Origin of the sequence: Cryobacterium sp. Y82 (assembly GCF_002929495.1) — a bacterium.
Classification (GTDB): domain Bacteria; phylum Actinomycetota; class Actinomycetes; order Actinomycetales; family Microbacteriaceae; genus Cryobacterium; species Cryobacterium serini.
In genome coordinates, this window is the sequence record NZ_PJJJ01000033.1 from 152,049 (window position 1) to 177,977 (window position 25,929).

A 25,929-nucleotide genomic window follows, 5' to 3' on the forward strand; every position below is an offset into this window, starting at 1 on the left:
TTACCCGCGGCGGTCGAGCAGCGGTGTGAGTCGATACGGGATAACTTCACCCATGGCGAGCGAGGTCTCAGTGCGCTCAACACCGTCGCAGGCGAGGATCGTACCGTCGATGCGAAACAGGTCGGCGGCATCCGTGCAGACCACCCGCACGAGCAGATCGGTCTGCCCGCTCATGCCGTGCGCCTGCACGATCTCGGGGATTAGGGCCAGGTCGAGCACAATCTGCGCGAGCCGTTTTTGCCGCACGTGCACCTCGATGAACGCGGTCAGGGGGTAGCCGAGGGCAGCTGGATTGATGCGGCGATCGAAGCCGAGAAAGGCGCCAGAGTCTTCCAATCGCTTCATGCGTGCCTGCACGGTATTGCGAGAAAGTCCCAGCGTGTCGGCGAGCGCAACGAAGGTACTGCGCGGGTCGGCGGAGAGTGCTTGGAGGAGCTTTGTGTCGGTCTTGTCAAGGCTGTACATAGTGCAAAACATTAACATGCTCTGGCGAGCGTGGATAGGGCACTTTGCTCACTATTTTTGACAGTGGTTGTGCTCTCTGTTGGGTCGACATAGGCTCACGTCAACTTTAGCAATGACGCTCGGAGCGACCCATGATTGATTTTTCCCCTCAGCTCGTGCAGCTTCTCTCGATTGAAGGCGAGCGGATACCTCGCGGCGATTTCGACCCGTGGGTTGAAGACCTCGATGGCCCAGCTCTCCTGGCGCTCTACAGAGACATGGTCGTGGTGCGCCGCATTGACACCGAAGCCACAGCCCTGCAGCGCCAGGGCGAACTCGGCCTGTGGCCGCCGCTGCTCGGTCAGGAAGCTGCGCAGATCGGCTCGGCCCGCGCCCTGCGCCGTGACGACTTCATCTTTCCGAGCTACCGCGAGAACGCCGTCGCCTACTGCCGTGGCGTGAAACTTACCGACATCGTCAAGGTCTGGCGCGGCAACGCCCAGTCCGGCTGGGACCCGTACACGGTCCAAATGGCCACCCCGGCCATCATTATTGGCGCGCAAACGCTGCACGCCACCGGGTGGGCGCTAGGCGCCCAGCGCGACGACGTCGATTCCGTCGCCATTACCTATTTTGGTGACGGTGCCACGAGCGAGGGCGATGTGAACGAGGCCATGGTCTTCGCGGCGAGCTTCCAGGCCCCGGTGGTCTTCTTCTGCCAGAACAACCAGTGGGCCATTTCCGAGCCGGTCGGGGTGCAGGCGCACCGCAATATCGCCGATCGCGCGCCGGGCTTTGGCATCCCCAGCCTGCGCATCGACGGAAACGACGTGATCGCGGTCACGGCTGCGACCCGCATAGCTCTCGACCGGGCTCGCACCGGTGGCGGCCCCACCTTCATCGAAGCCGTCACCTACCGCATGGGACCGCACACCACAGCGGATGACCCCACCCGCTATCGAGACCCGGCGGAACTGGCCGAGTGGAAGACGCGCGACCCCCTGCTGCGTCTGCACCGGCTGCTGACCAGCCTCGGTGAAATCACGCCCGAGGTCGAGGCGGCCACTGCTGCGCTAGCCGATGCCGCAGCCGCCGAATTACGCGCCGGCTGCATCGGCATGCCCGACCCCGAACCGCTGAGCGTGTTCGACCACGTCTATGCCACCCCCAACGCCACCCTCGAGCGCCAGCGCGCCGACTACGCCGGCTACCTCACGAGCTTTGGCGCCGAACACGATAGTGCCGAACAGAATCGAAAGGCGTGATGACCATGACCCCACTGATGACCCCGGCAACCGTGTCAACGGTTCCCGGCCTCAACGCGCCACAACCTATCCCGCTCAGCGAGACCAAAACCCTCACCATGGGCAAGGCCATCAACGAGGGTCTGCGCCAGGCCATGCTCGACGACCCCAGGGTGGTACTGCTGGGTGAGGATATCGGAGCCCTCGGCGGAGTCTTTCGGGTGACGAGCGACCTGCTCGCCCAGTTCGGGGCTCGCCGGGTCATCGACACCCCACTCGCCGAATCCGCAATCATCGGCACCGCCGTCGGCCTCGCCTATCGCGGCTACCGCCCGGTCTGTGAGATTCAGTTCGACGGCTTCATCTTTCCCGGCTTCGACCAGATCGTCAGCCAGGTCGCCAAGTTCCACTACCGCACCCAGGGCGCCGTGCGCATGCCGATCACTATCCGGGTGCCGTTCGGCGGTGGAATCGGAGCGGCCGAACACCACTCCGAATCGCCAGAGGCTTACTTCACCCACACCTCCGGCCTTCGAGTAATCGCCGTCTCCAACGCCCAGGACGCCTACAGTCTTATTCGGCAGGCCATCGCGAGCGACGACCCGGTGCTCTACTTCGAGCCCAAGCGCCGCTACCACGTCAAGGGCGAGGTCGTGCCGGAGCTCGGGCTCTCGATGGAGCAGGCCGTCATCGTGCGCCCGGGAACGGACGTCACACTCCTTGCCTACGGAGCGCTCGTGACGACCGCGCGGGACGCGGCGCTCGCCGCTTTCGACGAGGGCATCTCGATCGAGGTCATCGACCTGCGGTCGCTGTCACCGGTGGATTATGCGGTGGTGGAGGCATCCGTTCGTAAAACCGGGCGACTTGTCGTGACGCACGAGGCGGCACAGTCGGGCGGACTCGGCGGCGAGATCATCGCGACCGTCACCGAACGCTGCTTCAGCTACCTGGAGTCGGCCCCGGTGCGGGTCACCGGTTTTGATGTGCCGTACCCGCCAGCCAAGCTGGAAAGCTGTCACCTGCCCGACCTCGACCGCATTCTCGACGGTGTCGACCGGGTCATGGGGCGCCGATGATCAAGGTATTCAAGCTGCCCGACCTCGGTGAGGGTCTCACCGAAAGCGAGATTGTGGCCTGGCTCGTCGCGCCGGGCGATGCGGTCACGCTCAACCAGCACATCGCGGACGTGGAAACGGCCAAGGCCGTCGTCGAGTTGCCAAGCCCGTTTGCCGGGGTCGTGCGCGTGTTGCACCAGCCGGCCGGGGTGGTCGTGCATGTCGGTGAACCAATTGTCTCCTTCGACATCGGCGGCGCCGATGAGCCCACAGCTTCGACGCCGAAAGCGGATGCTGTGGCTCCGGCCGAGCAGCGCGAGGCCAATCTGGTCGGCTATGGCCCCGCCGTCGAGCGCAGCGGACACCCCCAGCGTCGTGCCCGAACGGGCGCCCGTGAGGCGTCGGTGCCCGCAGCATCCGTCGAACCACCCGCCACGCCCGCCGAACCGCCTGTCGAACCACCGGCCACGGCATCCACTGGCGAGAGACCGCGCTCGACGCCGCCGGTCCGCGCCCTGGCCCGTGACCTCGGGATTGACCTCCATACGGTCACGGGAACCGGAAAGGACGGCCTGATCACGCGTGATGATGTTCGCGCTCGTATCACCGAGTCAGTGCCGGCACCCGACCGGCACGGGGCCGGGTCACCCGGTGTGACGACCACCCAGCCGGCCGCGAGCCTCGGCGACGACGTGCGCGAGACCCGCTCACCGATCAAGAGCCTGCGCAAACTCACGGCGGCCGCCATGGTGCAGAGCGCGTTCACCGCGCCACATGTAACCGAGTTTCTCACCATCGACGTCACCCCGACCGTCGAACTGCTCGATTCCCTCCGCGCCGACCGGCAGTTCGCCGACGCGGGCATTGGCATTCTCGCCGTGGTGGCCAAGGCACTCTGCCTGGCCGTAGGCCGCACGCCGTCGCTGAACACCCGGTGGGATGAGCCAGCCGGTGAGATCGTGCAGTTTCACCACGTGAACCTCGGCGTCGCTGCCGCAACCCCGCGCGGGCTGCTCGTGCCAAACATCATCGACGCTGACCGACTCGACCTGCGCGGCCTCGCTGCGGCGCTCGCCGACCTCACGACGGCAGCGCGGGCCGGCACAACGACCCCGGCGGCACTGTCCGGCGGCACCATCACCATCACCAATATCGGAGTGTTCGGCATCGACGCCGGCACGCCCATTTTGAACCCGGGGGAGGCGGCGATTCTCGCGATGGGCGCCATCCGCTCTCGGCCGTGGGAGTTTCGCGGCGAGGTCGCGCTGCGCAAGGTGCTCACGCTCAGCCTGTCGTTCGACCACCGACTGGTCGACGGCGAGCAGGGTTCGCGCTTTCTCGCCGACATCGGCACGATCCTCGCCGATCCGGCCCGCGTGCTGACCATGGTCTAGCCCCTCCTCATCATCCATAGGTCTGCCACCGGGCCAGCACCAGTCGTCCCCGCCCCCTTCTCGCGCATAACTCCTGCAATTTGTAAGACCGACCAAAAAGTGCCGCGGAATTTTGCAGCAGCCAGGTTTCGGTTCTGCAGATTGCAGGAGTTGTGCACCAGACGGGCGATTGACCGGGGCGCGTAGGCGTAGCAGAGTTGAGGCATGAACCCTCAAGGCGCACTCCTCGCTCCCTTTGCGACGAAGAAACAGCTGGCGGGCACCGCTTTCGTGCATCTCGACGGATGCCTGCATGCCACGTTTCGCACCAAAGACTTCGCATCCGCCCTCGAACTGGTCAATCGTGTCGGCGAGGCCGCCGAGGCGCTGAATCACCATCCCGACGTGCGCCTGGGCTACGGGGCGGTGTCGCTCGTGCTGACCTCGCACGATGCCGGGGGAGTCACCGCGCGCGATCTCGAGCTCGCGGCCCGGGTGCAGCAGATCGCCGACACCCTCGGTGCCACCGCGCGTCCGGCGCGGCCGACGCGCTACGACATTGCGATCGACTGCACCGACGCGGATGCCGTGCGTCCATTCTGGCGGGTCGGGCTCGGCTACATCGAGATCACCGGCGACGACGGAGTAGAACTCGTCGACCCACGGGGCCTCGCCCCCAAGGTGTGGTTCCAGCACATGGAAATCGCCCGCGCCGATCGCAACCGCATTCACCTGGACGTCTACGTCCCCAGTGACGACGCCGAAGACCTGGTCGAGGCGGTGCTTGAGGTTGGCGGCGTGCTGCTCTCCGACGAGCACGCCCCCGACTGGTGGGTGCTCGCCGACGTAGAGGGTAACGAGCTCTGCGTCTGCACCGCCGCGTTCTGACCGTTCGCGCGGGCCATTACACGGCCGGCAGGCCGAGAGCGGCGAGGGCCATCTCCTCGAGCAGGGTGCGCACGGCGGTGTGCGAGGATGCACGGGCGCTGTGCGGCGTTGAGTTGAGCAGCCCGAAGGTCGCGTGGGCGCGAATGCGGAGCAGCGCCTCGTCGACCGCAGGGTGCACCCGATGCAAAACCTGAACCCACAGTTCCACGTACTCGCGCTGCAGCAGCCGCACCCGATGCCGGTCCGACTCCGCGAGGCTGTCCAGGTCGCGGTCCTGCACGCGGATCACCTCGGGGTTCGACAGCGCGAAGTCAACGTGGAAGCGCACGAGGTCGCCCAGGGCGGCCGCGGCATCCGTTGTCTCCGTCACAACGGTTTGGCCACCGGCGACCAGATCCTCGCTCACATCGATGAGCAGCGCGGCGAGCACGGCCTGTTTGCCGTTGAAGTGACGGTAAACCGCTGGCCCGCTCACCCCAGCGGCCGCGCCAAGATCTTCAATCGAGACCCCGTTGAATCCGGACTGGGCGAAGAGCGTAGCTGCGGCGCTGAGCAGGGCCGAGCGTCGCTCAGCTTTGGCTCGACTCCGCGACGTAGCTTCGATCGGTGCGCTCATGCGAGCCTCCACTGGACATTTCAGTTAATCCTCACTAACCTGAATTTCAGTTAGTAAACATTAACTGTAGTTGATACCGGGCCCTCCGGCATCGCCAAAGGGAAGATGTCGATGGAGACACTCGCGAGTCAGCTCGACTCCTCTGCTCAGACGTTCCGGAGCAATGATGCTGCCCAGCGACAGCTCGTCGCCGACCTGAAGCAGCGCCTCGCCACGGCCGCGCTCGGCGGGCCGGAGAAGTCCCGACAGCGCCACCTCGCCCGTGGCAAGTTGCTGCCCCGCGAGCGCATTGACCAATTGCTCGACGACGGCAGTCCGTTCCTCGAGATCGCACCGCTGGCCGCGACCGGTCTCTACAATGACGACAGTCCGGGAGCGGGCGTCATCGCCGGCATTGGCCTCGTGCACGGGCGCTTCGTGCTCGTGATCTCCAACGACGCCACCGTCAAGGGCGGCACCTATTACCCGATGACGGTGAAAAAGCACTTGCGAGCCCAGGAGATCGCTTTCGAGAACCGCCTGCCCTGCGTGTACCTCGTCGACTCCGGGGGAGCCTTTCTGCCCCTGCAGGACGAGGTCTTCCCCGACCGTGACCACTTCGGCCGCATCTTCTACAACCAGGCACGGATGTCCGCGGCCAAGATCCCGCAGATCGCCTCGGTGATGGGATCGTGCACTGCCGGCGGTGCCTACGTCCCCGCCATGAGCGACGAGACCGTGATCGTGCGGGGCCAGGGCACCATCTTTCTCGGCGGCCCGCCCCTCGTAAAGGCCGCAATCGGCGAAATCATCACCGCCGAGGAGCTCGGCGGCGGTGAACTTCACGCCCGCGTCTCCGGCGTCACCGACCACCTCGCCGAAAACGATGAGCATGCCCTGCAGATCGTGCGCGACATCGTCTCGACCCTCCCTCGTGCCGACGCCCCGGCGTGGAGTGTGATCCCGACTGTTGACCCGGTCGCCGACGAGAGCGAAATCTACGGAGCCGTCCCCGTCGACGTGCAGGGCCAGTACGACGTGCACGAGGTGATCGCGCGCATCATCGACGGCAGCGAATTCCACGAATTCAAGCGCGAATACGCCACCACGCTCGTGACCGGGTTCGCGCATATCCACGGCCACCCGGTGGGAATCGTCGCCAACAACGGCATCCTGTTCGCCGAATCTGCGCAGAAGGGTGCCCACTTCATCGAGCTCTGTGACCAGCGCGGAATTCCGCTCGTCTTTCTGCAGAACATCTCTGGTTTCATGGTGGGCCAGGCAGCTGAAGCCGGCGGTATCGCCAAGCACGGGGCCAAAATGGTCACCGCGGTCGCGACGGCCCGCGTGCCCAAACTCACGGTGGTGATCGGCGGCTCCTTTGGCGCCGGCAACTACTCCATGTGCGGCCGCGCCTATTCGCCCCGCTTCCTCTGGATGTGGCCGGGCAGCCGCATTTCCGTGATGGGTGGCCTGCAGGCGTCCTCCGTGCTCGCCACCGTCAAGCGCGAGCAGATCGAGGGGGGCGGAGACACCTGGTCGGCCGCGGCCGAGACCGCCTTCAAAGACCCGATCCTCGAAAAGTACGAGCAGCAGGGCAGCCCCTACTACTCCACCGCTCGGCTGTGGGACGACGGCGTCATCGACCCCGCCGACACCCGTACTGTGCTCGGCCTCGCCCTCGCCGTGTGTGCCGCCGCGCCGCTCGGCAAGTCCGCCTTCGGCCTCTTCCGAATGTGAGTGAGACGATTTCCATGACATTTGACACCGTTCTGGTCGCCAATCGCGGCGAAATTGCCTGCCGCATCATCCGCACTCTGCGCGAGCGGGGCATCCGATCTATCGCCGTGTATAGCGACGCAGACCGTGACGCTCGGCACGTGTCGCTGGCGGATACCGCGGTGCGCATCGGCGGCGCCGCACCGGCGGACAGCTACCTCAATATTGAAGCCGTTCTGGCCGCTGCGGCCCGAACCGGTGCCCAGGCGATCCACCCCGGCTACGGATTTCTCAGCGAGAACCAGGCGTTCGCGCAGGCCTGCGCCGACGCCAAAATCGTGTTCATCGGGCCGAGCGTGCACGCGCTGAACACGATGGGCGACAAAATCCGCTCGAAGAACCACGTGGCCGGCTACGGGGTGCCGATCATCCCCGGGGTGGCGCAGCCCGGCCTCAGCAACGAGCAGCTCATCGCGGCAGCCGTCGACGTGGGGTATCCGATGCTCATCAAGCCCTCGGCCGGTGGCGGCGGCAAGGGCATGCACGTGGTGGAACGCTCTGAAGACCTGCCAGCCACCCTCGAGACCGCACGGCGCGTCGCGCAGAGCGCCTTCGGTGATGACACCCTGCTGCTCGAACGGCTCGTGGCCACCCCGCGGCACATTGAGGTGCAGATACTCGCCGACAGTCACGGCGCCGTCATTCACCTCGGCGAGCGCGAATGCTCGCTGCAGCGTCGGCACCAGAAAGTCATCGAGGAGGCACCCTCCCCGTTGCTCGATGCGGCGACTCGCGCCCGCATCGGCGAGGCGGCCTGCGCCGCCGCCCGCAGCGTGGGCTACAGCGGCGCTGGAACCGTGGAATTTTTGGTCTCCGCAGCCGCTCCCGACGAATTCTTTTTCATGGAGATGAACACCCGCCTGCAGGTTGAACACCCGGTCACCGAGCTGGTCACCGGCCTCGACCTGGTGCACTGGCAGTTGCGCATCGCGGCTGGAGAGCCGCTCACGGTCAGCCAAGCGGACGTATGCCTCACGGGGCATGCAATCGAGGCGCGGGTCTATGCGGAGAACCCCGCTCGGGGCTTCCTGCCGACCACCGGCACCGTGCTGCAGCTGCACGAGGCCAGGGGTGAGGGGGTGCGGGTTGACAGCTCGCTGACTCCAGGCCTCACGATCGCCTCCCACTACGACCCGATGCTGGCCAAGGTGATCGCCTGGGCTCCCACCCGGCTTGAGGCGTTGAACCGTCTCGACCGGGCGCTCGCCGACACCGTCGTGCTCGGCGTGCACACCAACACCGAATATCTTCGGCTGCTGCTGGCGGATGCCGATGTGCGCGCCGGCCGCCTCGACACCGGTTTGATCGAACGCAAGCTTCCCGACCTCAGCTTTCGCGAAGCTGACGGTCACGTCCTCGCCGCCGCGGCGCTGTTCCTGCACCTACTCGCCGGGTCCATCGTCGCCGGCGTGAACGATGTGTGGACGCGGCCGAGCGGGTGGCGGCTGGGTTCGCCGCGTCCAGTGCGCTACTCGCTGGGGCTGAGCGCGACCGAGGCCGTGGAGGTGCGGGTAGTCGGAAAGTCGCAGGCGGCATCCGTTTCGATCGGTGACAGTCCGGCCGTACCAGCAGGACTCACGCCGATCATCGGCCGCCGGGGCGCGTTTCGTGTCGATTACGACGGCGAGACCCGGGTCTTCGCCATCGAACAGTCCGGGGCGCGGGTATACATCGGCGCCGACGGATTCTCGTTCGACCTGCAACACCGATCCCGGGCCGAGCAGCTTGCGGAACACCTCGCGGCCCGGGATCGCGTGCCAGGGGCGGTCAGCCCAGACGTACGCTCGCCAATGCCCGGCACTGTCATCGCAGTGCACTCCGTCACCGGCGACGTGGTCACGGCCGGCCAGACCATCCTCGTGGTCGAGGCCATGAAGATGGAGCACAAACTCGTGGCTGCCACGGCCGGCCGCGTCACCGTAAACCTCAAAACCGGTGACCTCGTGGCCCTCGACCAGATCGTCGCCACGATCAGCACCACTGCAACCATCTCAGAAAAGGAAGATTCAGAATGACCTACGAACTCAACCCCGAATACCAGGCCTTGAGCGACACGGTTCGAGCTTTCGCCGATAACGTTGTCGCACCGGCCGCCTACGAGTACGACACGAAACGCAGCCTGCCCTATGGCATCATCGCCGAGATGGGGGAGATGGGCTTGTTCGGACTGCCGTTTCCCGTGGAGTACGGCGGCCAGGGCAAGGACTACTTCGCGCTCTGCCTTGCCGTGGAGCAGCTGGCCCGTGCCGACCAGAGCATCGCCGTCACCCTCGAGGCCGGAGTGGGCCTGGGCATAATGCCGGTGTTCCGTAGCGGCACCGAGGAGCAGAAGCAGGAGTGGGTTCCTCGCTTGGCGAGTGGCTCGGCGCTCGCCGCGTTCGGCCTGACCGAAGCGGATGCCGGCTCAGACGCCGCGGGCACCAAGACCACCGCTGAGCTCACGGGCGGCGAATGGGTGATCAACGGCACGAAGCAGTTCATCACCAACTCCGGGTCGGATATTACCCGCCTTGTGACGGTGACCGCGGTCACGGGGGAGTCCACTCGCACCGACGGGTCCATCAAGAAAGAACTCACCGCCATTCTGGTGCCGACCCCGACCCCCGGTTTCACGGCACTCCCGCCGTACGACAAGGTGGGCTGGCACACCTCAGACACCCATCCGCTCGTGTTTGACAACGTGCGCGTACCCGAGGCGAATCTGCTCGGCGAACGCGGCCGTGGCTTCGCCAACTTCGTGCAGACCCTCGATGAGGGCCGCATCGCCTTCGCCGCGCTCTGCACCGGCGCGGCGCAGGGCTGCCTCGAAGAATCGATCCGCTACGCGAACAGCCGCAATGTCTTCGGCCGCTCGATCGGCTCCAACCAGCACATCGCGTTCAAGATCGCCCGGATGCAGGCGCGCGTTCACACCGCGCGCCTCGCCTACTACGACGCTGCGTTGAAAATGATCAACGGCAAATCCTTCAAAATGGAGGCCTCGATCGCCAAGATGGTCGGCAGTGAAGCGGCTATGGACAATGCCCGCGATGCCACGCAGATCTTTGGCGGATACGGCTTTCTGAACGAGAATCCGGTCGCGCGGCACTATCGTGATTCCAAGGTGCTCGAGCTCGGCGAGGGCACAACCGAGGTACAGCTCATGGTCATCTCGCGGGCCCTGGGATTCGCCGGCTGACCAGTGATTAAGGAGAAGCGGATGACCGACCCAGATACGCCCGACCGCCACCCGGTGCGCCAGCGCGGTCTCTACTTCGAGGAGTTTGACCTCGATGCGCTCTATCAACACCGCCCCGGTCGCACCGTGACCGAGGCCGACAACGTACTGTTCACGACGATGACCATGAACACGCAGGCGTTGCATCTCGACGCGGCCTGGTCAGCCACCCAGCCGTTCGGCGAACGTCTGGTCAATTCCATGTTCACCCTCTCGACCATGGTCGGCAGCTCGGTCGCGCAATTGACCCAGGGCACGATCGTGGCGAACCTGGGATTTGCGGCCGTGGCGTTTCCGCATCCGCTGCACCACGGGGACACCCTCTACTCGGAGAGCATCGTCACCGACAAACGGCTGTCGAAAAGCCGCCCCGGTCAGGGCGTCATCACGCTCGAACACACCGGACGCAACCAAGACGGCGTCGTGGTGGGCACGGCCGTGCGCACCGTGCTGGTCTGGTGCCAGGACGCTGCGCAATGAGCGGCACGTTCGACGGCGACCCGTTCGGTGGGGAAGCGTACGACTCGGACTTTGACCCTGCCGGCCCCGATCCGTTCGACGAGAGTCCTGCCGGGCTCAGCCCCTTCACGCCAGCGCCGTTCACGCTCGGTCCGGCCCTGCTGTTCTGCCCGGCCGACCGGCCAGAACGCTATGCGAAGGCGGTCGAGCGCGCCGACGCCGTCATCCTCGACCTGGAAGACGCCGTCGCGCCCGAAGATCGGGCCGCTGCGCGGCGCGCGCTGATCGAGCATCCGCTTGAGGCAGCCCGCACGATCGTGCGCATCAATTCGGCCGACACGACCGATTTCGCACTCGACCTGGCCGCGCTCGAGCGCACAGAATACCGCGACATCATGCTCGCTAAAACTGTCAGCGCCGGTCAAGTCGAACGCCTCGCACAGTTCCGGGTGATCGCCCTGTGCGAAACCGCTGCCGGCGTCGTCTCAGCGACGGAGATTGCCGCCGCACGTAATGTTGTCGCGCTCATGTGGGGCGCCGAAGATCTCGTCGCCTCGCTCGGTGGTACGTCGAGCCGGTTTGCCGACGGTCGCTACCGTGACGTCGCCCGCTATGCACGTTCTCAGGTTTTGTTGGCCGCGCGAGCCCACGACAAGGCCGCGATCGATGCCGTACATCTGGACATCACCGACACGGCCGGCCTAAGTAACGAGGCAGCGGATGCCGTCGCGAGCGGCTTTAGCGCCACCGCCTGCATCCACCCCAGCCAGGTTGAGGTCATTCGCACCGCTTACCAGCCGACCGCCGCCGAAGTGGACTATGCCCTCGGACTGCTCGAGGCCGCAGCGAGTGCCCGGGGTGTCTTCCAGCATGAAGGTCGCATGATCGATGGCCCGGTTCTGCGCCACGCCGAGGCCGTGCTGCGCCGGGCCGCCCGCTAAAATTCCCCGGGCCCCTGTTGTGAACGTGGGCCCAGGCCCCGTCCGAAAAATTTGCGAATCAGGCGGCCTTGGCGGCCAGCACTTTTTTGATCGCGGCGACGATCTCGGTCGATTCCGGCTCTACCGCGGAGGCGAAGCGGTCCACGATCTCGCCGGTCGGTGTCACCAGAAACTTCTCGAAGTTCCACTTAATCAAACCGGGCAGCAGGCCCCGCTTGAACATGGTTAACTGGGCGTAGAGCGGATGCTGGTGCTTGCCCCGCACATCAACCTTGGCCGTCATCGGAAAGGTCACCCCGTAGGTCATGCCGCAAAATTTCGCGATGTCTGTTTCAGTGCCGGGTTCCTGGCCCATGAACTGGTTGCTCGGTAATCCCAGCACGACCAGCCCGTCGTTCGCGTAACGCTGATAGAGGGCTTCCAAACCGGCGTACTGCGGGGTGAAGCCGCACTTTGATGCAACGTTGACGACGAGAACCGTTTTTCCTTCAAAGGCGCCGAAGGTGGTGTCCGTTCCATCGATGAGGGTGAGGGGAATGTCGTACAGCGCAGAAGTCATTCGAAAACAGTATCGATGCTGAATCCAAGCTGCCTGCACAGTCCCTGTGTAGATCGTGCGTTTCCCCCACCGAGTGACACGGTCACGTAGTCTTATACCACCTAAGAAGTCATGGCGGTCCGCTATCGGACCCGGATTTCTCAGCTCGCGCGGCGCAGCGCATACTTCCCGCCGAACGGGCCAACACCCCAGCTTCACTCGAACCAGTTCCCCCAGAACGAGTTGGATTGATCTGTGACTAGTCATTGCTCTGGATCCCTGTCGGCATCCGTCATATAGATCGCACCAGGAGCATCATGAATTCTTACATATCGCACACCAGCAACAGCACGATCCGTCCCAACGAGTACATTTCCCAGAGCGTCAGTCGAGTGGTCATGGGGAGCGGGTACATCAGCGGAACCGCGGAGCACCGTGACGCTGGCGAGTACGTGTCGCACCCCACGGCAACCGCGCCGGCCCGCGTCGCACAGCCGCAGATGGCTGGCAGTAGGCACTTGGCCGCGGCGGCGTAGCGCGCCGCGGTTCGGTTGCTACCGAAATCGACAAAAGGGACTCCGCTTAGCGGAGTCCCTTTTGTCGTATTCGGTGCCGGCACCGGTGGCATCGAAATGCTGTCGTCGACGCGCCGGTAGACTACACACGTGCCCGGCCGGTATTTTGCTTGCCCGCCAGACACGACACGAGGTACGCGTATGCGCAAAAGCCCCTCAATGCTGGCTTTCCGCATGTCCGATCTCGGTCCCCACACACCTCGACATGCATTACCGCAGACAACGAAATGAGATTCATGAATAACCACTACCTCGACCTGAGCACTCCGCCGGCACTGCCGGCTCGCGGCATGCGCATCATCCCGCTTGGTGGCCTCGGCGAGATCGGCCGCAACATGACCGTCTTCGAGCACAAGGGAAAGCTGCTCATCATCGACTGCGGCGTACTCTTCCCCGAAGACAATCAGCCCGGCATCAACGTCATCCTGCCCGACTTCACGGCCATCCGGGATCGCCTGCAGGACATCGAGGCCATCGTGCTCACGCACGGCCACGAAGACCACATTGGCGCCGTCCCCTACCTGCTCAAGGAACGCGGCGACATTCCCGTCATCGGCTCCAAGCTCACCCTGGCCTTCCTCGCCGCGAAGCTGCAGGAGCACCGCCTCAGCCAGAACTTCATTGAGGTGAAGGAAGGCGAACGTCGCACCGTTGGCCAATTCGACCTCGAATTCATCGCCGTCAACCACTCCATCCCCGACGGCCTGGCCATCGCGATTCGCACCGAAGCCGGCCTCGTGCTCGCCACCGGTGACTTCAAGATGGACCAGTTCCCGCTCGACAAGCGCCTCACCGACCTCGGTGCCTTCGCACGCCTGGCCGAAGAGGGGGTCGACCTGTTCATGACGGACTCGACCAACGCCGAGGTTCCCGGCTTCACCACCGCCGAGAAGGACATTGGACCGGCGATCGACACCGTGTTCCGTACCTCCCCGCGCCGCATCATCGTGTCGAGCTTCGCAAGTCACGTACACCGCATCCAGCAGGTCATCGACGCTGCCGTCAAGCACAACCGCAAGGTGGCCTTCGTCGGCCGTTCGATGGTGCGCAACATGGGAATCGCGAGTGAACTCGGCTACCTCAACATTCCCAAGAATCTGCTCGTGGACATGAAGGCGCTCGAGCGCATGAAGGACGACAAGGTCGTTCTCATCTGCACTGGTTCGCAGGGCGAGCCGATGGCCGCCCTGTCACGTATGGCCAACCGTGAGCACGTCATCAAGATCGGTGAGGGGGACACCGTGCTGCTTGCGAGCTCGCTGATCCCCGGTAACGAGAACTCGATCTACCGCGTCATCAACGGCCTGATCCGTTGGGGCGCCAACGTCGTGCACAAGGGCAACGCCAAGGTGCACGTCTCCGGCCACGCGAGTGCCGGCGAACTCGTTTATTGCTACAACATCGTCAAGCCCGTCAACGTCATGCCGATCCACGGTGAATGGCGTCACCTCACGGCTAACGCCGACCTCGCGATCGCGACAGGCGTCCCTTCGGACAACGTCATCGTCGTCGAAGATGGCGTCGTCGTGGACCTCATCGACGGCCACGCCAAGGTCACCGGCCGGGTCGTCGCCGACTACATCTTCGTCGACGGCATGACTGTCGGCGGGGCATCCACTGCCGCGATGGAAGACCGTCGCAAGCTCGCCGAGGACGGTACCATCACCATCCTCGGAATCCTCAACGCCAAGACCGGCACGCTCTCCGAGCCCGTCGAATTCCTGGCCCGCGGATTCGTGCACGACGACGAGTGGGTCAAGGGCGCGACCAAGGTCATCGATGAGGCTATGAAGGCCGCGAACCGCATCAAGATCGTCGATGGCGCCGAGCTCGAAGACCTGTTCACGCAGTCGGTGAGCCGCTGGATGAACCGCAAGTACCGTCGCAGCCCGGTCATCACCTCCGTGGTCGTCGACGCGTAACCAGCACCGACAGAACGAGAAAGGCCGCATCCTCCACGAGGATGCGGCCTTTCTCGTTCATCGAAGAAGTTACATGAAGTCCTCGGCTGTGGCGTTTGCGATGTCGATCAGCACGAGCTTCGGGTTCTCCTTGATAATCGCCTGCAGGCGCCACGGCGTGCTGAACAGGGCGAGCAGCGTGCCGTCGGAGCGGGTGAACACTTCCACCTGGCGGGTGCCCGCGAGCACGAGTGCGCTCTCCTTGTCGGTCTTGCGAGCCACCTGGTAGGGAAGCGCCTCCATGCGAATGTCGGCGTGAAAATCGTGCACCATGCGGTCTTCGACGACCTCGAACTGCATCGGCCCGACGGCTCCGAGCACGGGGGCCTGCTCGCCGCGCACCTCGGAGCGCATCACCTGGATGACACCCTCATGGTCGAGCTGGTCGATACCGCGACGAAACTGCTTGTGCTTGCTGCTATCGACCGGGCGAATGGCCCGAAAATGTTCGGGGGAGAACAACGGCAGCGGCGGAAATTCCACCCGTTCGTCTTCGAAGATCGAGTCGCCCACGCGCAACGCCGACGCGTTCACGAGCCCGACGATGTCCCCAGGCCAGGCCTGGTCGGTCACGGTGCGTTCCTTACCGAACAGCTGCTGGGCATACTTGGTGGCAAAGGGACGGCCGGTCGCTGCGTGGGTGACGATCATACCGCGGCGAAATTCGCCAGAGCACACGCGCACGAAAGCCACGTGGTCGCGGTGCGCCGAGTTCATGCCGGACTGCACCTTGAAGACGAACCCAGAGAACGGCGAGGTGATCTTGCGCGGGTTGCCGTCGATATCGATGCGGGCTTCGGCGGGTGGCGCGAATTCCACCAGGGTGTCGAGTAGCTGCTGCACCCCGAAGTTCGCCACCGCCGCGCAAAACAGCACCGGGGTGGTCTGCCCGTCGAGAAACAGTTCGGAGTCGTGATTTTGGGACTCCGCGTCGAGCAGTTCAGATTCTTCGACAGCGGATGCCCAGGCCGGGCCCTCCTCGAGCGCCGCGTCGGCCGCATCCAGCCGTACCGATTCGGCCACGGTCGCGCCCCCCGCGGTGCGGGTATAGCGCAGAAAAGCGCCCGAGCGGCGGTCGAGCACGCCGCGCAGGTCGCCGGCTTCGCCGACCGGCCAGTTCAGCGGGGTCGGCAGCAGTCCGGTGCGCGTCTGGATTTCGTCCATCAGGGCCAGGGGAGTGTCGCCGGGGCGGTCCCACTTGTTGATGACGGTAATCACCGGGAGCCCACGCTGTTTGCAGACGGCAAACAGCTTCATGGTCTGGGGCTCGAGACCCTTGGCGGCGTCGACGAGCATGACTGCGGCATCCACCGCGGAGAGCACTCGAAAGGTGTCCTCGGAGAAGTCGGCGTGGCCGGGGGTATCAACCAGATTGATCACAGCGTCGTGGTATTCGAACTGGATCGCCGCGCTCGTGACCGAAATTCCCCGGGCCTTCTCCATCTCCATCCAGTCCGAGACGGTGCCGCTGCGACCGGCCTTGCCGTGCGTGGCGCCGGCCGAGGTGATCGCGCGGGCGTGCAACAGCAAAGCTTCGGTCAGGGTGGACTTGCCGGCGTCGGGGTGGGAGATCACGGCGAAGGTGCGGCGACGCAGAGCCTCGCGGGGAACCTGGGGGTTGGGCACGTCGGCGACGGTGGTCATGGCTGCTTTCCTGCGGCTGATTCGGGCAGGATACCTCGCCGACCGACCGATTGATCTATTCGATGGAAGGCGGCCCAGGGCGGATGTGCACCTGCACAGGCAGCCCAGTTTTCGCGCAACCGCCAGTCTAACAAATCAAGAACGTGTCAGCTGGCAACCGATAGCCACTGCCCCCTATTCGGCCGCCACTGACGTACATTTTGGTAACGGTTTAGCGTGCCGCCGAGAAAATGTCAGTGGCCTCGCCTAAGGTCGGGCACAGAGCGATTTATCAAGAAAAAACCCGGCAGAGACAAATGGTCGGGCGAGCACCCCGGAGGAGAACGCAATGCCCCGACAGGTTGTCTCGTCTTCGCTCGACGCGATGTCAGTCGCCCTTTCGCGGCCGGCCGAAACCGACCAGGCAGAGACCACGGTCGGTGCGGGCCCGGTTCGGCGGCAAATTGCGGGAACAGAGCTGCGCGTGCATCCACTGGCCCTCGGCTGCAACGCCTTCGGCTGGACAGCGACGGGTGAAGCGTCCAAAGCCATTCTCGACGCGCACCGCGATTTCGGCGGCAACTTTCTCGACACCGCCGACAGTTTCGCGGCCGGACGCAGCGAAGTAATTATCGGTTCGTGGCTGCGGTCTCGAGGTGCTCGGGCCGAGACTGTTCTGGCCACCAAAATCGGCCGAAATCTTGACAATCCCGGGCTGACGCAGCGCAGCATCGTCGCCGCCGTCGAAGCCAGCCTCGTGCGGCTCGGCACCGACTACCTCGACCTGCTGTACTTTCACTTCGACGACAAAACCGTCGCCCTCGAAGAGAGCCTCGTTGCGGTGGATGCCCTCATGCGCGCCGGCAAGGTGCGCTACCTCGGTGCAAGCAACTTCTCCGCGGAACGCCTCATGGAAGCCCGGGTGCTGTCCGCCCTCGGCCTGCCCAAATTCGTCGCCGCCGAAACGCCGTATAACCTCGTGCATCGCGCCGAACTCGAAAAAGACGTCGCGGTCGTCGCCCGCGCCCAACATCTCGCGCTGATGCCCGGTTTTGCCCTGGCCCACGGTTTTCTGGCCGGTGCTTTTCGCACGAAGGCGGATGTCGCCGGTACCGCCCGCGGACAACTCGCCAAGGTGTACCTTAATCGTCGCTCGCTGCGCGTACTGGCCGTTGTCGATCGTATTGCCGCCGCGCAGGGCGCAGCGCCGGCGTCGATCGCACTGGCCTGGCTGCTAGCCCGGCCCGACGTGGTGGCACCGGTTGCCGGAGCAGGGGAGGCCGATCAGGTGCAGTCCCTGGTCGCGGCGGCGGGCATTCGTCTTGGCCGCAATGACCTGCTCGATCTCGACCGGGTATCGGCCGACTAGGAGCTGGTTAGGCGCCGGACTCGTCGAGCACACGCTGGATCGCGCGTAGCAGGGCGGTGTGGGCACCGATCGGGTCGCCGAGGTTCGCGCCGGCAAAGGCGCCGTCGCGGGCGAGGAAGAAATCGTCGGCGGCGTCTCCGGGCCGGGCATGGCCCATCCCGCGGAACATGTCCTCGATCGAACGGCCATACCAGTCACGATGTGCAGAGACGGCCTGGCGCACGGGGTGGGCGGGGTCGGTGAACTGAGCGGCCGCGTTGATAAACGGACAGCCGTGGAAGCCTCCGCGAATGACCTGGGCGGAGATCTCATTCACGACGCCGCGCAGCCGCTGTTCCGGGGTGTCACAATTTGTGTCGAGGCTGGCGAGAAAATCGCGTGCCATACGGTCCCGGCCCTGAAGGTAGACAACGATGAGGGCGTCCTTCGAGCGGTAGTACTTATAAAATGTTGCTTTGGTGACCTTCGACTCGCTGATGATGCGGTCCACACCCACGGTGTGTACACCCTCGGTGTAGAACAAACGGTCGGCAGTGGCGAGGATACGCAGCTTGGCGTGCGTCGCCGGCCGAACAGCGTCAGGTGTCAGCGTTGTCATGCGTCACTCCTTCAGTAAGGGTCCGCGAGCGGTCCCGCATGAGCGCAAATCCGGCGTATTCCCGGAGGGCTCCCAGACTGTAACACACCGTAGACAGACCAGTCTGGTGTAATCGGCCGCACGGACCGTTCCGGTCGAACTGGGGGTAGGTTGGCGAGGTGGCACACGGGCGCCAGCAGCCCTGATCGCGTCTTGTAAGCTTGCTGTTGATATGAACGGTGCCGTCGACTTTCCCCTAGACCAGGCCGAACTCTCGTTTCGGGCCGCCGGTGACGCCCTGGTGCGTCGCACCGTACTGCCGAGCGGCGTGCGCATTCTGAGCGAGCAGGTGCCGGGTGCCCGCAGCCTCACCATCGGATATTGGGTAGCAGTCGGTTCCCGCGACGAACAACCGGGTCACTTTGGCTCCACTCATTTTCTCGAGCACCTGTTGTTCAAGGGCACGCCAACGCGATCCGCTCTTGACATTGCCATCTCCTTTGACGCGGTTGGCGGCGAGCACAACGCTATGACCGCCAAGGAATACACCTGCTACTACGCCAAGGTGCAAGACCGCGACCTCGGTATGGCCATTGACGTTCTCACCGACATGCTGACCTCCTCAAAACTGGATGCCGGTGAATTCGAAACCGAGCGCGGCGTCATTCTCGAGGAACTCGCCATGGCTGACGACGACCCGGCCGATGTCGCCAATGAACGATTCTTCGAAGCGGTGCTGGGGAAGCATCCGCTGGGCCGTCCCATCGGCGGCAGCGCAGACGACATTCGTGGTGCCTCCCGCACGGCCGTGTGGGAGCACTACCAGGCCAACTATCGCCCGCAAGACCTTGTCGTCACGGTCGCCGGCGCCGTCGACCACGACTCGCTGGTCGCCGCCGTTACCCGCGCCCTCGAACGTTCCGGCTGGGACCTTAGTATTCCCCAGATTCCGGTCAGCCGTCGGGGCGGCGTACCAGCCGAGATTCACCAGGGCCAGGCCCTGACCATCGTTAAACGTCCGCTGGAACAGGCGAACCTGCTGCTCGGCATGCCCGGCCTGCTGGCGACCGACGACCGCCGCGTCACGATGAGCGTGCTCACCTCGATATTTGGTGGGGGAATGTCGAGCCGGCTTTTTCAGGAAGTGCGGGAGAAGCGCGGACTGGCCTATTCGGTCTACTCCTTCGCGCCCGGCTACTCGGATGCGGGACTGTTCGGTATGTATGCCGGATGCACGCCGGCCAAGGCCGGCCAGGTCGCCGAACTCATGCTCAGCGAACTGCACCGCCTCGCCGATGGCGGTGTCACCGACGACGAGATGAGGCGGGCGTCTGGCCAGCTGAGTGGAGCGTCGGCCCTCGCGTTGGAAGACTCGGACACCCGAATGTCTCGGCTGGGCCGCTCCGAGATAACCCTCGGCGAGTTCGCTGATCTCGACGAAGCGCTGCGCCGCCTTGCGCGGGTCACGCCGGTCGACGTGCAGGAGCTCGCCGCCGAACTCGTGAGCGGCCCCGTGTCAATCTCCGCCGTCGGTGCCCTTGATGACGACGCGTTCACGGCTATTCTTCCGAGCTGACCGGCCGCGACCCAGTCTTTTGTACGTTCCGGTCCGACCGGATTCCCGCACTGTGAAATGGACAATGATGCCCCAGTACATCTACTTGGTACGCCACGGCGAACAACAGGATGCCGAACACGGCCTGCACGACGGCCCGTTGTCACCGCGCGGCAAACGGCAGGCGCTGTTGATCGCCGATCGTTTGAGTGGAGTTCCGTTTACCGGGGCGTGGCACTCGCCGCTGCAGCGGGCCGCCGAAACCGCCACCATTATGGCGGAACGGCTTCCGGCGCTGCACAGCGAGCCGTCGGCATTGCTGTTCGACTGCATTCCCTCTGGTCGGGCGGCTGAGACACCGTCGGCCTACGACCCGTTTTTCGGCTCTGTCACCGAAGACGAGATCGCGGCGGGCCGTGCACAGATGGAAGATGCCGTCGCTGAATTTCTGCAACCCCGCCGCAGCCAGCGGCACGACCTGCTGATCACCCACAATTTTGTAATCGCGTGGTTTGTTCGAGAGGTGCTCGGTGCTCCCGACTGGCGCTGGGTTGGAATCAACCAGGCCAATTGTGGTCTCACCGTGCTGCAGCAAAAAACAGGCCGACCGTGGACGCTCGTCACGCACAACGACCTGGGCCATTTGCCGGTGGAGCTGCGTACCGGGCTGCCGGAACCGCTGATGTTCTAAGGTCGCACTCGCGGGCTGTAGCTAGTTTGTGCTGAGCCGTTTGCGATACCAGTGCGTCGCATTGGGGTTGTCGTTGTACGAGGGAATGCTCGTATACCCGCTGCTGTGATAGAGCGCCTCGGCGGTGGAGAGGCTCGCGTTCGTGTCGAGCACCATTTCGGCGGCGCTGAGGTCCCGCGCCCTGCTCTCCAGCTCGGCCAGCAGCATCCGCCCCCAGCCGCGCCCGCGGGCGCGCGGCTGGATCCATAAATGCTTGACCTCGAAGCAGACCGGTTCGCTTTCGGCGGTGTCCAGCCGACGGATGCCTCCGCACCCGACATACGCGCCGCCAGAGTCGTCTCCCGCCTGGCCATCGAGTACCACGAGGAACACGCCCCGCGGCGGCACGAATTGCTCCGCGACTGGATAGGTCGGATGGTAGGTGCCGTGGGATTGTCGAAACGCCAGTTCAGGGCTGCAGAAGTATTCGGTGAGCAGAGCGTGGGCGGCGGCATCCGCTACCGACACGGAGTGAAACTGGGGCATCTGCCTAGGCTATTGCGCGAGCGCATGCTGACGCGATCAATTGGTAGATTGGTTTTATGACAACGACGGTGGCCATTATTGGAGCGACAGGCAAGATGGGCCGTCTGGTTTCCGACCTGATAGACCGAACCGAGGGCTTCGACGTCGTCGCCCGCCTCGATTCCCACAGCCAGCTGAAAGAGATGCTTGGGGCGCAGATCGCCGTCGACCTGACCCGGCCTGATGTGAGCCGTAGCGTCGTCGATTTTGCGACCGAGCACGGTTTGCGAGTACTCGTCGGCACGTCAGGCTGGACCCAGGACGGAATCGATTCTCTCGCCCGACGCCTCGCCGGCCGGGACGACACCGGCGTCATTATCATTCCGAACTTTTCGATCGGATCGGTGCTCGCCACGGCCTTCGCCGCCCTGGCCGCGCGGTTCTACGACTCCATTGAGATTGTCGAAGCTCACCAGCCGTCCAAGGTTGATTCACCGTCTGGCACGGCGGTGCGAACCGCCGAATTAATCGGCCGGGCGCGCGCCGAACTCGGCCCGGTCTCCGCGCCGCACACGGATCAGCGTGCCCGCGGCCAGCAGGTAGCGAGCGTGCCCGTGCATAGCCTGCGCTTGTCCGGCCTACTTGCCCGACAAGACGTCCTTCTCGGCGGCACCGGCGAAACCCTCACCATCAGCCACAACACCCTGTCACCGAGCGCCTATGAGAGCGGCATCCTGCTCGCGCTCAAAGCCGCGCGAACCATTAAAGGTGTGACGGTCGGCCTCGACCAGATCGTCGATCTGGGATTCAGCATGGCTGCCAGCGAAGGAGCCTCCAAGTGAGGGGCAAGCTCGCTGTTGTTGTCATGGCGGCTCTGCTCGTCTTCTACCTGGTGCTGGTCGGCGTACGCGCGGTGCTCTTCATCCAGAGCGGGGAACCAGTCGGCATCGCCATCGGCCTTGCCCTTCTCATCCTGCCGCTGATTGGTTTCTGGGCGCTGGCGCGCGAAGTGGCCTTCGGCATCCGCTCGGAACGCTTAGTGCGTGAACTCGATGAGCTGGGCGGCCTCCCCGCCGCCGACTTGCCGGTGCGACCGAGCGGTCGGCCTTACCGGGACGCTGCCGACGAGCAGTTTCCGGCCGCGCAGGCCGCGGTAGAAGCCGAGCCAGAGAACTGGCACGCCTGGCTGCGCCTCGGCCTCGCCTACGACGCTTCCGGCGATCGCAAGCGCGCTCGCGGGGCGATCCGCACCGCGATCAGCCTCGAGCGCACCCCGAAGTAGCCGCAGGCTACGGCTGCCGGAGCATCCAGGCGATCGCGGTGGCTGGCGTACGCTGAGCAAACTCGAACCCGTCGTCCAAAAGTTTCTGGGCGCTGACCTGCTGGTCGGCGAGCAGCAGCTGGCGCGCGGCGTCCTGCAGCAGCAGCGTCAAGACCTGCTGGGGAACCGGCAGGAAAAACGGTCGGTGCAGCGCAGTGGTGAGCGCCTTGATGATGTCGTTCGACGTGGCCGCGGATGGCCCGACGAGGTTGACCGGGCCGGAAAGCGTAGAGGTGAGCAGATGAAGGATGGCCGCAGCCTCATCGTGCAGGCTCACCCAGGCCCAGTGCTGATTCCCGCTGCCGAGTGGTCCCGCGAGACCGAGTTTGGCCAGGGGCAGCAGCGGTTTCAGTGCGCCGCCCTTGGCGAGAACGAGCCCGGTGCGCAACGTGACAACCCGGGTCGGTTCCGGAGCGAGCTGGGCTGCGGCCTCCCACTGCGTAACGACATCGGCGAGAAAATCGGTTCCGACCGTGGAAGTCTCGCTCAGGATTTCCCCGGGCCGATTGCCGTACACGCCTACGGCGGAACCGTTGAGCAAAACCGTTGGGGGAGTGGCGGCCTGCCCGAGAGCGTCGGTGATCGTGCGGGTGGCGCCAAGGCGTGACGTCAGGATTTCCTTGCGATAGCCCGACGTCCACGGCAGTCGCGCCAGTGAGGCGCCCGAGAGGTTGACGACAGCGTCGATATCGTCCAGGACGTGAGCGTCCAGGGCATGGGCAGCCGGGTCCCACCGAACCTCGTTCTTGCCCAGGGCCTCCCGCCGCACCAATCGCACGGGACTGTGGCCGGTCGCGGCCAGCTGCCGGCTGAGTTCCCGGCCGATGAGGCCGGACGCGCCGGCGATCAGAACGCGCACGTCGGTACCCTAGGCCAGTTCTGCCTCGATGGTGATGGGAATGCCCGCAAGTGCTTTAGAGATCGGGCAGTTGTCCTTGGCGTCCTGAGCGAACGCCTCAAACTCAGCTTCGGTCAGGCCGGGAATCTTGGCACTGACCAGTAGATGGCTTCCGATGACCCCGGTGCCGGCCGCAAAAGTCACGGCGGCGGTGGCCTGGATGCTCTCCGGAGTGTGGCCGGCCGAACCGAGCGCGTTGGCGAGTGCCATAGAGAAACAGGCCGCGTGGGCGGCACCGAGCAGTTCCTCCGGGTTGGTGGTGTTCGAAACGCCCTCAGCGCGGGCCTTCCAATTCACCGAGAACTCGGCGGCGTGCGAGGAGTCGAGGGTGACGGTGCCGGTACCGGTCGGAAGATCGCCGGTCCATACTGAGGTTGCTTCACTCGTGAGCGTCGTGGGCATGGTGTTACCTCCAGGTGATTGGCTTCAACCCTAACCGCCCGACCTGCACCGTGAACGCCTCTCGTCTGGGAATTACCTGAGAGCCAGCCGACCCGTGAAGGCAGCGCGAGATTCAATGTACAGGTTAGGTCGGAGCGAGCTGATCAGACGTTCTCGAAGGTTCGGCCACCCCGGTTGAGCACGCCAAGTCGCAGGAGAAGCAGGTAGAACTGGCAGCCGAGGCAGTAGTCGAAGACCGCATTGAGAAAGGCCGCGACGAACGCGGCCGCCGCAGCGATTCCGACAGCGCCCGGGACACCGGCCAGGCCCAGAATGAGTCCGACCAAGGTCACGGCCAGGCCAACGCCCTGCGCGAAGGTGGGCGGCGCCGCGTCTTCGAGTTCGGTCGCAGGGGCGAGACGCGGCCGCACGAATTTCTTGAACAGAGCGCCGTACGGATGCCGGCCGGCGCCGGCCAGTGCACCCCACGCGAACAGCGCGGTGATCACTGCGAGCAGGGCCAGCGCGGCAGCGGATGCCCCGGTCAGTGACAGGAACACCACGATGAGCAAGAGCCCGGCCGTCAGACCTGCACCGAATCGGGGTCCGCGCGGATCGAGCCGGGCGCGAGGTGTTTTAGACATGAGAACTCCCGGGTGTGGTGCTGAGTGTGGTGTTCTGCGTGATCGCATCAAGGGTCGCGCCGATATCGGCCCGGGTAGGCGCGCCCCCCACGCGGGCCCGCACCCGACCGGACTCGTCCAGGATCAGAGTCGTCGGGGTTTGTAGAACCGCGTACCGGTTGGCGAGATCGGGGCGGTGGGTGAGATCCACTTCCACGTGGACCACCCCCGGGCGCTGCTCGGCCACAGAGCCCAGTAGACGGCGGGTACCCGGGCAGCGAGCGCACAACTCGGTCGAAAATTGCAGCAGGGTGGCGGCGGGGCCGAACGCGACCGTGGCGGCAACATCCGCTGGAGTGATGACGTCGCCGGAAACACGAGCCACTCGTCCCTGACGGGCTCGCCACACAAGGCCAAGAACGGTCGTGGCGGCCAGCAGGGCGAACAGCAGTCCGATCGCTTCCAGTGGAGTCATGATAACGACGATACGTGGGCGCAGCCCCGTTCGGGGGACTGTGACGACACGTTACGACTGCGCGCGGGCGCGCCGCCCGACAGACCGGCTAGCCTGAAGCGGTGTCTGAAATTGAGTTTCGATCTGAAATGACCGTGGAGCTGGTGCGTGCCAGCGCTCACGATTCCGACGTGCTGTTTGCCGCCCGGGTGTCGACCCTGGGGGAGCAGACTCTCGAGCAGAGCCAGCTTGACGGTTCAGAGAGCGAGGTCGACGAAAAGCGTGACCGCGGTCTGATCAACTACCTCATGCGCGACCGGCACGGCTCGCCGTTTGAACACAACTCGATGACGTTCTACGTGCGTGCCCCCATTTTTGTTTTCCGCGAATTCATGCGGCACCGCATCGCCAGTTACAACGAAGAGTCCGGCCGCTACCGGGAGCTGGGCCCGGTGTTCTACGTGCCGTCCGCCGAACGTAACCTCGTTCAGGTGGGCAAGCCGGGCGCCTACGACTTTCTGCCCGGCACCGTCGAGCAGATCGCGCTCGTGCAGCAGCAGACCCGCGCCGCCGCCGTCCACGCCTATGAGGCCTACCAGCGGATGCTCGAAGCCGGCGTCGCGCGCGAAGTCGCCCGCATCGTGCTGCCGCTAAACATCTACTCCTCGATGTACGTCACGCTCAACGCCCGCTCACTGATGAACTTTCTCAGCCTGCGCACCAAGCGGGAGGGCTCGTCATTTCCGTCGTTCCCCCAGCGCGAGATCGAAATGTGCGCCGAGCAGATGGAAACCCACTTCGAAAAGCTCATGCCCTTGACCTACGCCGCCTTCAATGTGAACGGTCGAGTGGCCCCGTAGT

The 25,929-nt window shown here is 64.8% G+C and carries 27 protein-coding genes; 17 read left to right on the forward strand and 10 right to left on the reverse strand.

Translation table 11 applies throughout. From position 1 onward, the window contains the following. A complete protein-coding gene (locus tag CXY70_RS10565) occupies positions 1–465 on the reverse strand; it encodes an Lrp/AsnC family transcriptional regulator (RefSeq protein WP_104192321.1) in 465 nt (154 codons plus the stop codon). A gap of 131 nt (positions 466–596) precedes the next feature. Between CXY70_RS10565 and pdhA the strand changes: the two genes are divergently transcribed. From pdhA to CXY70_RS10585, 4 genes are all read left to right on the forward strand, one after another. Continuing rightward, positions 597–1,709 (forward strand): pyruvate dehydrogenase (acetyl-transferring) E1 component subunit alpha, encoded by a 1,113-nt coding sequence (gene pdhA / locus CXY70_RS10570; RefSeq protein ID WP_104192322.1) that lies wholly within the window; start codon positions 597–599, stop codon positions 1,707–1,709. A 98-nt stretch (positions 1,710–1,807) separates the two neighbouring features. Further along, a complete protein-coding gene (locus CXY70_RS10575; protein WP_233205891.1) occupies positions 1,808–2,767 on the forward strand; it encodes an alpha-ketoacid dehydrogenase subunit beta in 960 nt (319 codons plus the stop codon). Continuing rightward, positions 2,764–4,140 carry a dihydrolipoamide acetyltransferase family protein gene (locus CXY70_RS10580; protein ID WP_104192323.1) on the forward strand — a complete coding sequence of 459 codons (1,377 nt, stop codon included), beginning with the start codon at positions 2,764–2,766 and terminating at the stop codon, positions 4,138–4,140. The genes CXY70_RS10575 and CXY70_RS10580 overlap by 4 nt, the downstream gene beginning before the upstream one ends. A gap of 204 nt (positions 4,141–4,344) precedes the next feature. Then, on the forward strand, positions 4,345–5,007 hold the full coding sequence (locus CXY70_RS10585) for a 4a-hydroxytetrahydrobiopterin dehydratase (protein ID WP_104192324.1): 663 nt from the start codon (positions 4,345–4,347) through the stop codon (positions 5,005–5,007). Positions 5,008–5,023: 16 nt separating this feature from the next. On the opposite strand, the gene CXY70_RS10590 is transcribed toward CXY70_RS10585, so the two are convergent. Further along, complete coding sequence (locus CXY70_RS10590; RefSeq protein WP_104192403.1) at positions 5,024–5,623, reverse strand: TetR/AcrR family transcriptional regulator; 600 nt, start codon at positions 5,621–5,623, stop codon at positions 5,024–5,026. Positions 5,624–5,734: 111 nt separating this feature from the next. On the opposite strand from CXY70_RS10590, the gene CXY70_RS10595 reads away from it, so the two are divergent. The 5 genes from CXY70_RS10595 to CXY70_RS10615 are packed head-to-tail and all read left to right on the forward strand — an operon-like array spanning position 5,735 to position 11,998. Further along, positions 5,735–7,342, forward strand: coding sequence for a carboxyl transferase domain-containing protein (locus CXY70_RS10595; protein ID WP_104192404.1), 1,608 nt, complete (start codon positions 5,735–5,737; stop codon positions 7,340–7,342). Between the two features lie 14 nt (positions 7,343–7,356). Continuing rightward, a complete protein-coding gene (locus tag CXY70_RS10600; protein WP_104192325.1) occupies positions 7,357–9,396 on the forward strand; it encodes a biotin carboxylase N-terminal domain-containing protein in 2,040 nt (679 codons plus the stop codon). Beyond that, a complete protein-coding gene (locus CXY70_RS10605) occupies positions 9,393–10,559 on the forward strand; it encodes an acyl-CoA dehydrogenase family protein (RefSeq protein WP_104192326.1) in 1,167 nt (388 codons plus the stop codon). Before CXY70_RS10600 ends, CXY70_RS10605 begins: the two co-directional genes overlap by 4 nt. Positions 10,560–10,580: 21 nt before the next feature. Further along, a complete protein-coding gene (locus CXY70_RS10610) occupies positions 10,581–11,078 on the forward strand; it encodes a MaoC family dehydratase (RefSeq protein WP_104192327.1) in 498 nt (165 codons plus the stop codon). Further along, on the forward strand, positions 11,075–11,998 hold the full coding sequence (locus CXY70_RS10615) for a CoA ester lyase (protein WP_104192328.1): 924 nt from the start codon (positions 11,075–11,077) through the stop codon (positions 11,996–11,998). The genes CXY70_RS10610 and CXY70_RS10615 overlap by 4 nt, the downstream gene beginning before the upstream one ends. A 58-nt stretch (positions 11,999–12,056) precedes the next feature. Here the strand turns inward: CXY70_RS10615 and CXY70_RS10620 are convergent, their stop codons facing one another. Then, positions 12,057–12,557 carry a glutathione peroxidase gene (locus CXY70_RS10620; RefSeq protein ID WP_104192329.1) on the reverse strand — a complete coding sequence of 167 codons (501 nt, stop codon included), beginning with the start codon at positions 12,555–12,557 and terminating at the stop codon, positions 12,057–12,059. Positions 12,558–12,853: 296 nt separating this feature from the next. Between CXY70_RS10620 and CXY70_RS10625 the strand changes: the two genes are divergently transcribed. Together CXY70_RS10625 and CXY70_RS10630 are read left to right on the forward strand one after the other, a co-directional pair. After that, on the forward strand, positions 12,854–13,072 hold the full coding sequence (locus tag CXY70_RS10625) for a hypothetical protein (protein ID WP_146066114.1): 219 nt from the start codon (positions 12,854–12,856) through the stop codon (positions 13,070–13,072). A gap of 275 nt (positions 13,073–13,347) precedes the next feature. After that, on the forward strand, positions 13,348–15,033 hold the full coding sequence (locus CXY70_RS10630; RefSeq protein WP_104192331.1) for a ribonuclease J: 1,686 nt from the start codon (positions 13,348–13,350) through the stop codon (positions 15,031–15,033). 69 nt (positions 15,034–15,102) lie between these two features. On the opposite strand, the gene CXY70_RS10635 is transcribed toward CXY70_RS10630, so the two are convergent. Continuing rightward, positions 15,103–16,716: a peptide chain release factor 3 gene (locus tag CXY70_RS10635; RefSeq protein ID WP_104192332.1), complete on the reverse strand. Its 1,614-nt coding sequence runs from the start codon at positions 16,714–16,716 to the stop codon at positions 15,103–15,105. A gap of 328 nt (positions 16,717–17,044) precedes the next feature. Here CXY70_RS10635 and CXY70_RS10640 point away from each other — a divergent pair, with 328 nt between their 5' ends. Further along, entirely contained in the window at positions 17,045–18,064 is a 1,020-nt protein-coding gene (locus tag CXY70_RS10640) for an aldo/keto reductase (RefSeq protein WP_233205887.1), read from the forward strand. 7 nt (positions 18,065–18,071) lie between these two features. On the opposite strand, the gene CXY70_RS10645 is transcribed toward CXY70_RS10640, so the two are convergent. Further along, complete coding sequence (locus CXY70_RS10645; protein WP_104192333.1) at positions 18,072–18,662, reverse strand: TetR/AcrR family transcriptional regulator; 591 nt, start codon at positions 18,660–18,662, stop codon at positions 18,072–18,074. 211 nt (positions 18,663–18,873) lie between these two features. On the opposite strand from CXY70_RS10645, the gene CXY70_RS10650 reads away from it, so the two are divergent. After that, positions 18,874–20,217, forward strand: a complete 1,344-nt coding sequence (locus CXY70_RS10650) for a pitrilysin family protein (protein WP_104192334.1) — start codon at positions 18,874–18,876, stop codon at positions 20,215–20,217. A 67-nt stretch (positions 20,218–20,284) separates the two neighbouring features. Further along, the gene (locus CXY70_RS10655; RefSeq protein WP_104192406.1) at positions 20,285–20,887 is read left to right on the forward strand and encodes a histidine phosphatase family protein; all 603 of its coding nucleotides are present in this window, start codon (positions 20,285–20,287) and stop codon (positions 20,885–20,887) included. A gap of 21 nt (positions 20,888–20,908) precedes the next feature. Here CXY70_RS10655 and CXY70_RS10660 read toward each other — a convergent pair whose 3' ends face one another. Beyond that, the gene (locus CXY70_RS10660) at positions 20,909–21,412 is read right to left on the reverse strand and encodes a GNAT family N-acetyltransferase (protein WP_104192335.1); all 504 of its coding nucleotides are present in this window, start codon (positions 21,410–21,412) and stop codon (positions 20,909–20,911) included. 56 nt (positions 21,413–21,468) lie between these two features. Here CXY70_RS10660 and dapB point away from each other — a divergent pair, with 56 nt between their 5' ends. Together dapB and CXY70_RS10670 are read left to right on the forward strand one after the other, a co-directional pair. After that, positions 21,469–22,233, forward strand: a complete 765-nt coding sequence (gene dapB, locus CXY70_RS10665) for a 4-hydroxy-tetrahydrodipicolinate reductase (protein WP_104192336.1) — start codon at positions 21,469–21,471, stop codon at positions 22,231–22,233. Beyond that, positions 22,230–22,673 carry a hypothetical protein gene (locus CXY70_RS10670; protein WP_104192337.1) on the forward strand — a complete coding sequence of 148 codons (444 nt, stop codon included), beginning with the start codon at positions 22,230–22,232 and terminating at the stop codon, positions 22,671–22,673. Before dapB ends, CXY70_RS10670 begins: the two co-directional genes overlap by 4 nt. Positions 22,674–22,680: 7 nt before the next feature. Here the strand turns inward: CXY70_RS10670 and CXY70_RS10675 are convergent, their stop codons facing one another. From CXY70_RS10675 to CXY70_RS10690, 4 genes are all read right to left on the reverse strand, one after another. Further along, entirely contained in the window at positions 22,681–23,571 is an 891-nt protein-coding gene (locus CXY70_RS10675) for a TIGR01777 family oxidoreductase (RefSeq protein WP_104192338.1), read from the reverse strand. 9 nt (positions 23,572–23,580) lie between these two features. Continuing rightward, positions 23,581–24,012 carry an OsmC family peroxiredoxin gene (locus CXY70_RS10680; RefSeq protein WP_104192339.1) on the reverse strand — a complete coding sequence of 144 codons (432 nt, stop codon included), beginning with the start codon at positions 24,010–24,012 and terminating at the stop codon, positions 23,581–23,583. Positions 24,013–24,155: 143 nt separating this feature from the next. Continuing rightward, positions 24,156–24,635, reverse strand: a complete 480-nt coding sequence (locus CXY70_RS10685; protein WP_104192340.1) for a DUF4395 domain-containing protein — start codon at positions 24,633–24,635, stop codon at positions 24,156–24,158. After that, complete coding sequence (locus CXY70_RS10690) at positions 24,628–25,089, reverse strand: thioredoxin family protein (protein ID WP_104192341.1); 462 nt, start codon at positions 25,087–25,089, stop codon at positions 24,628–24,630. The genes CXY70_RS10685 and CXY70_RS10690 overlap by 8 nt, the downstream gene beginning before the upstream one ends. Before the next feature lie 128 nt (positions 25,090–25,217). Between CXY70_RS10690 and thyX the strand changes: the two genes are divergently transcribed. Beyond that, entirely contained in the window at positions 25,218–25,928 is a 711-nt protein-coding gene (gene thyX, locus CXY70_RS10695) for an FAD-dependent thymidylate synthase (protein ID WP_233205892.1), read from the forward strand. Position 25,929 lies beyond the last annotated feature (1 nt).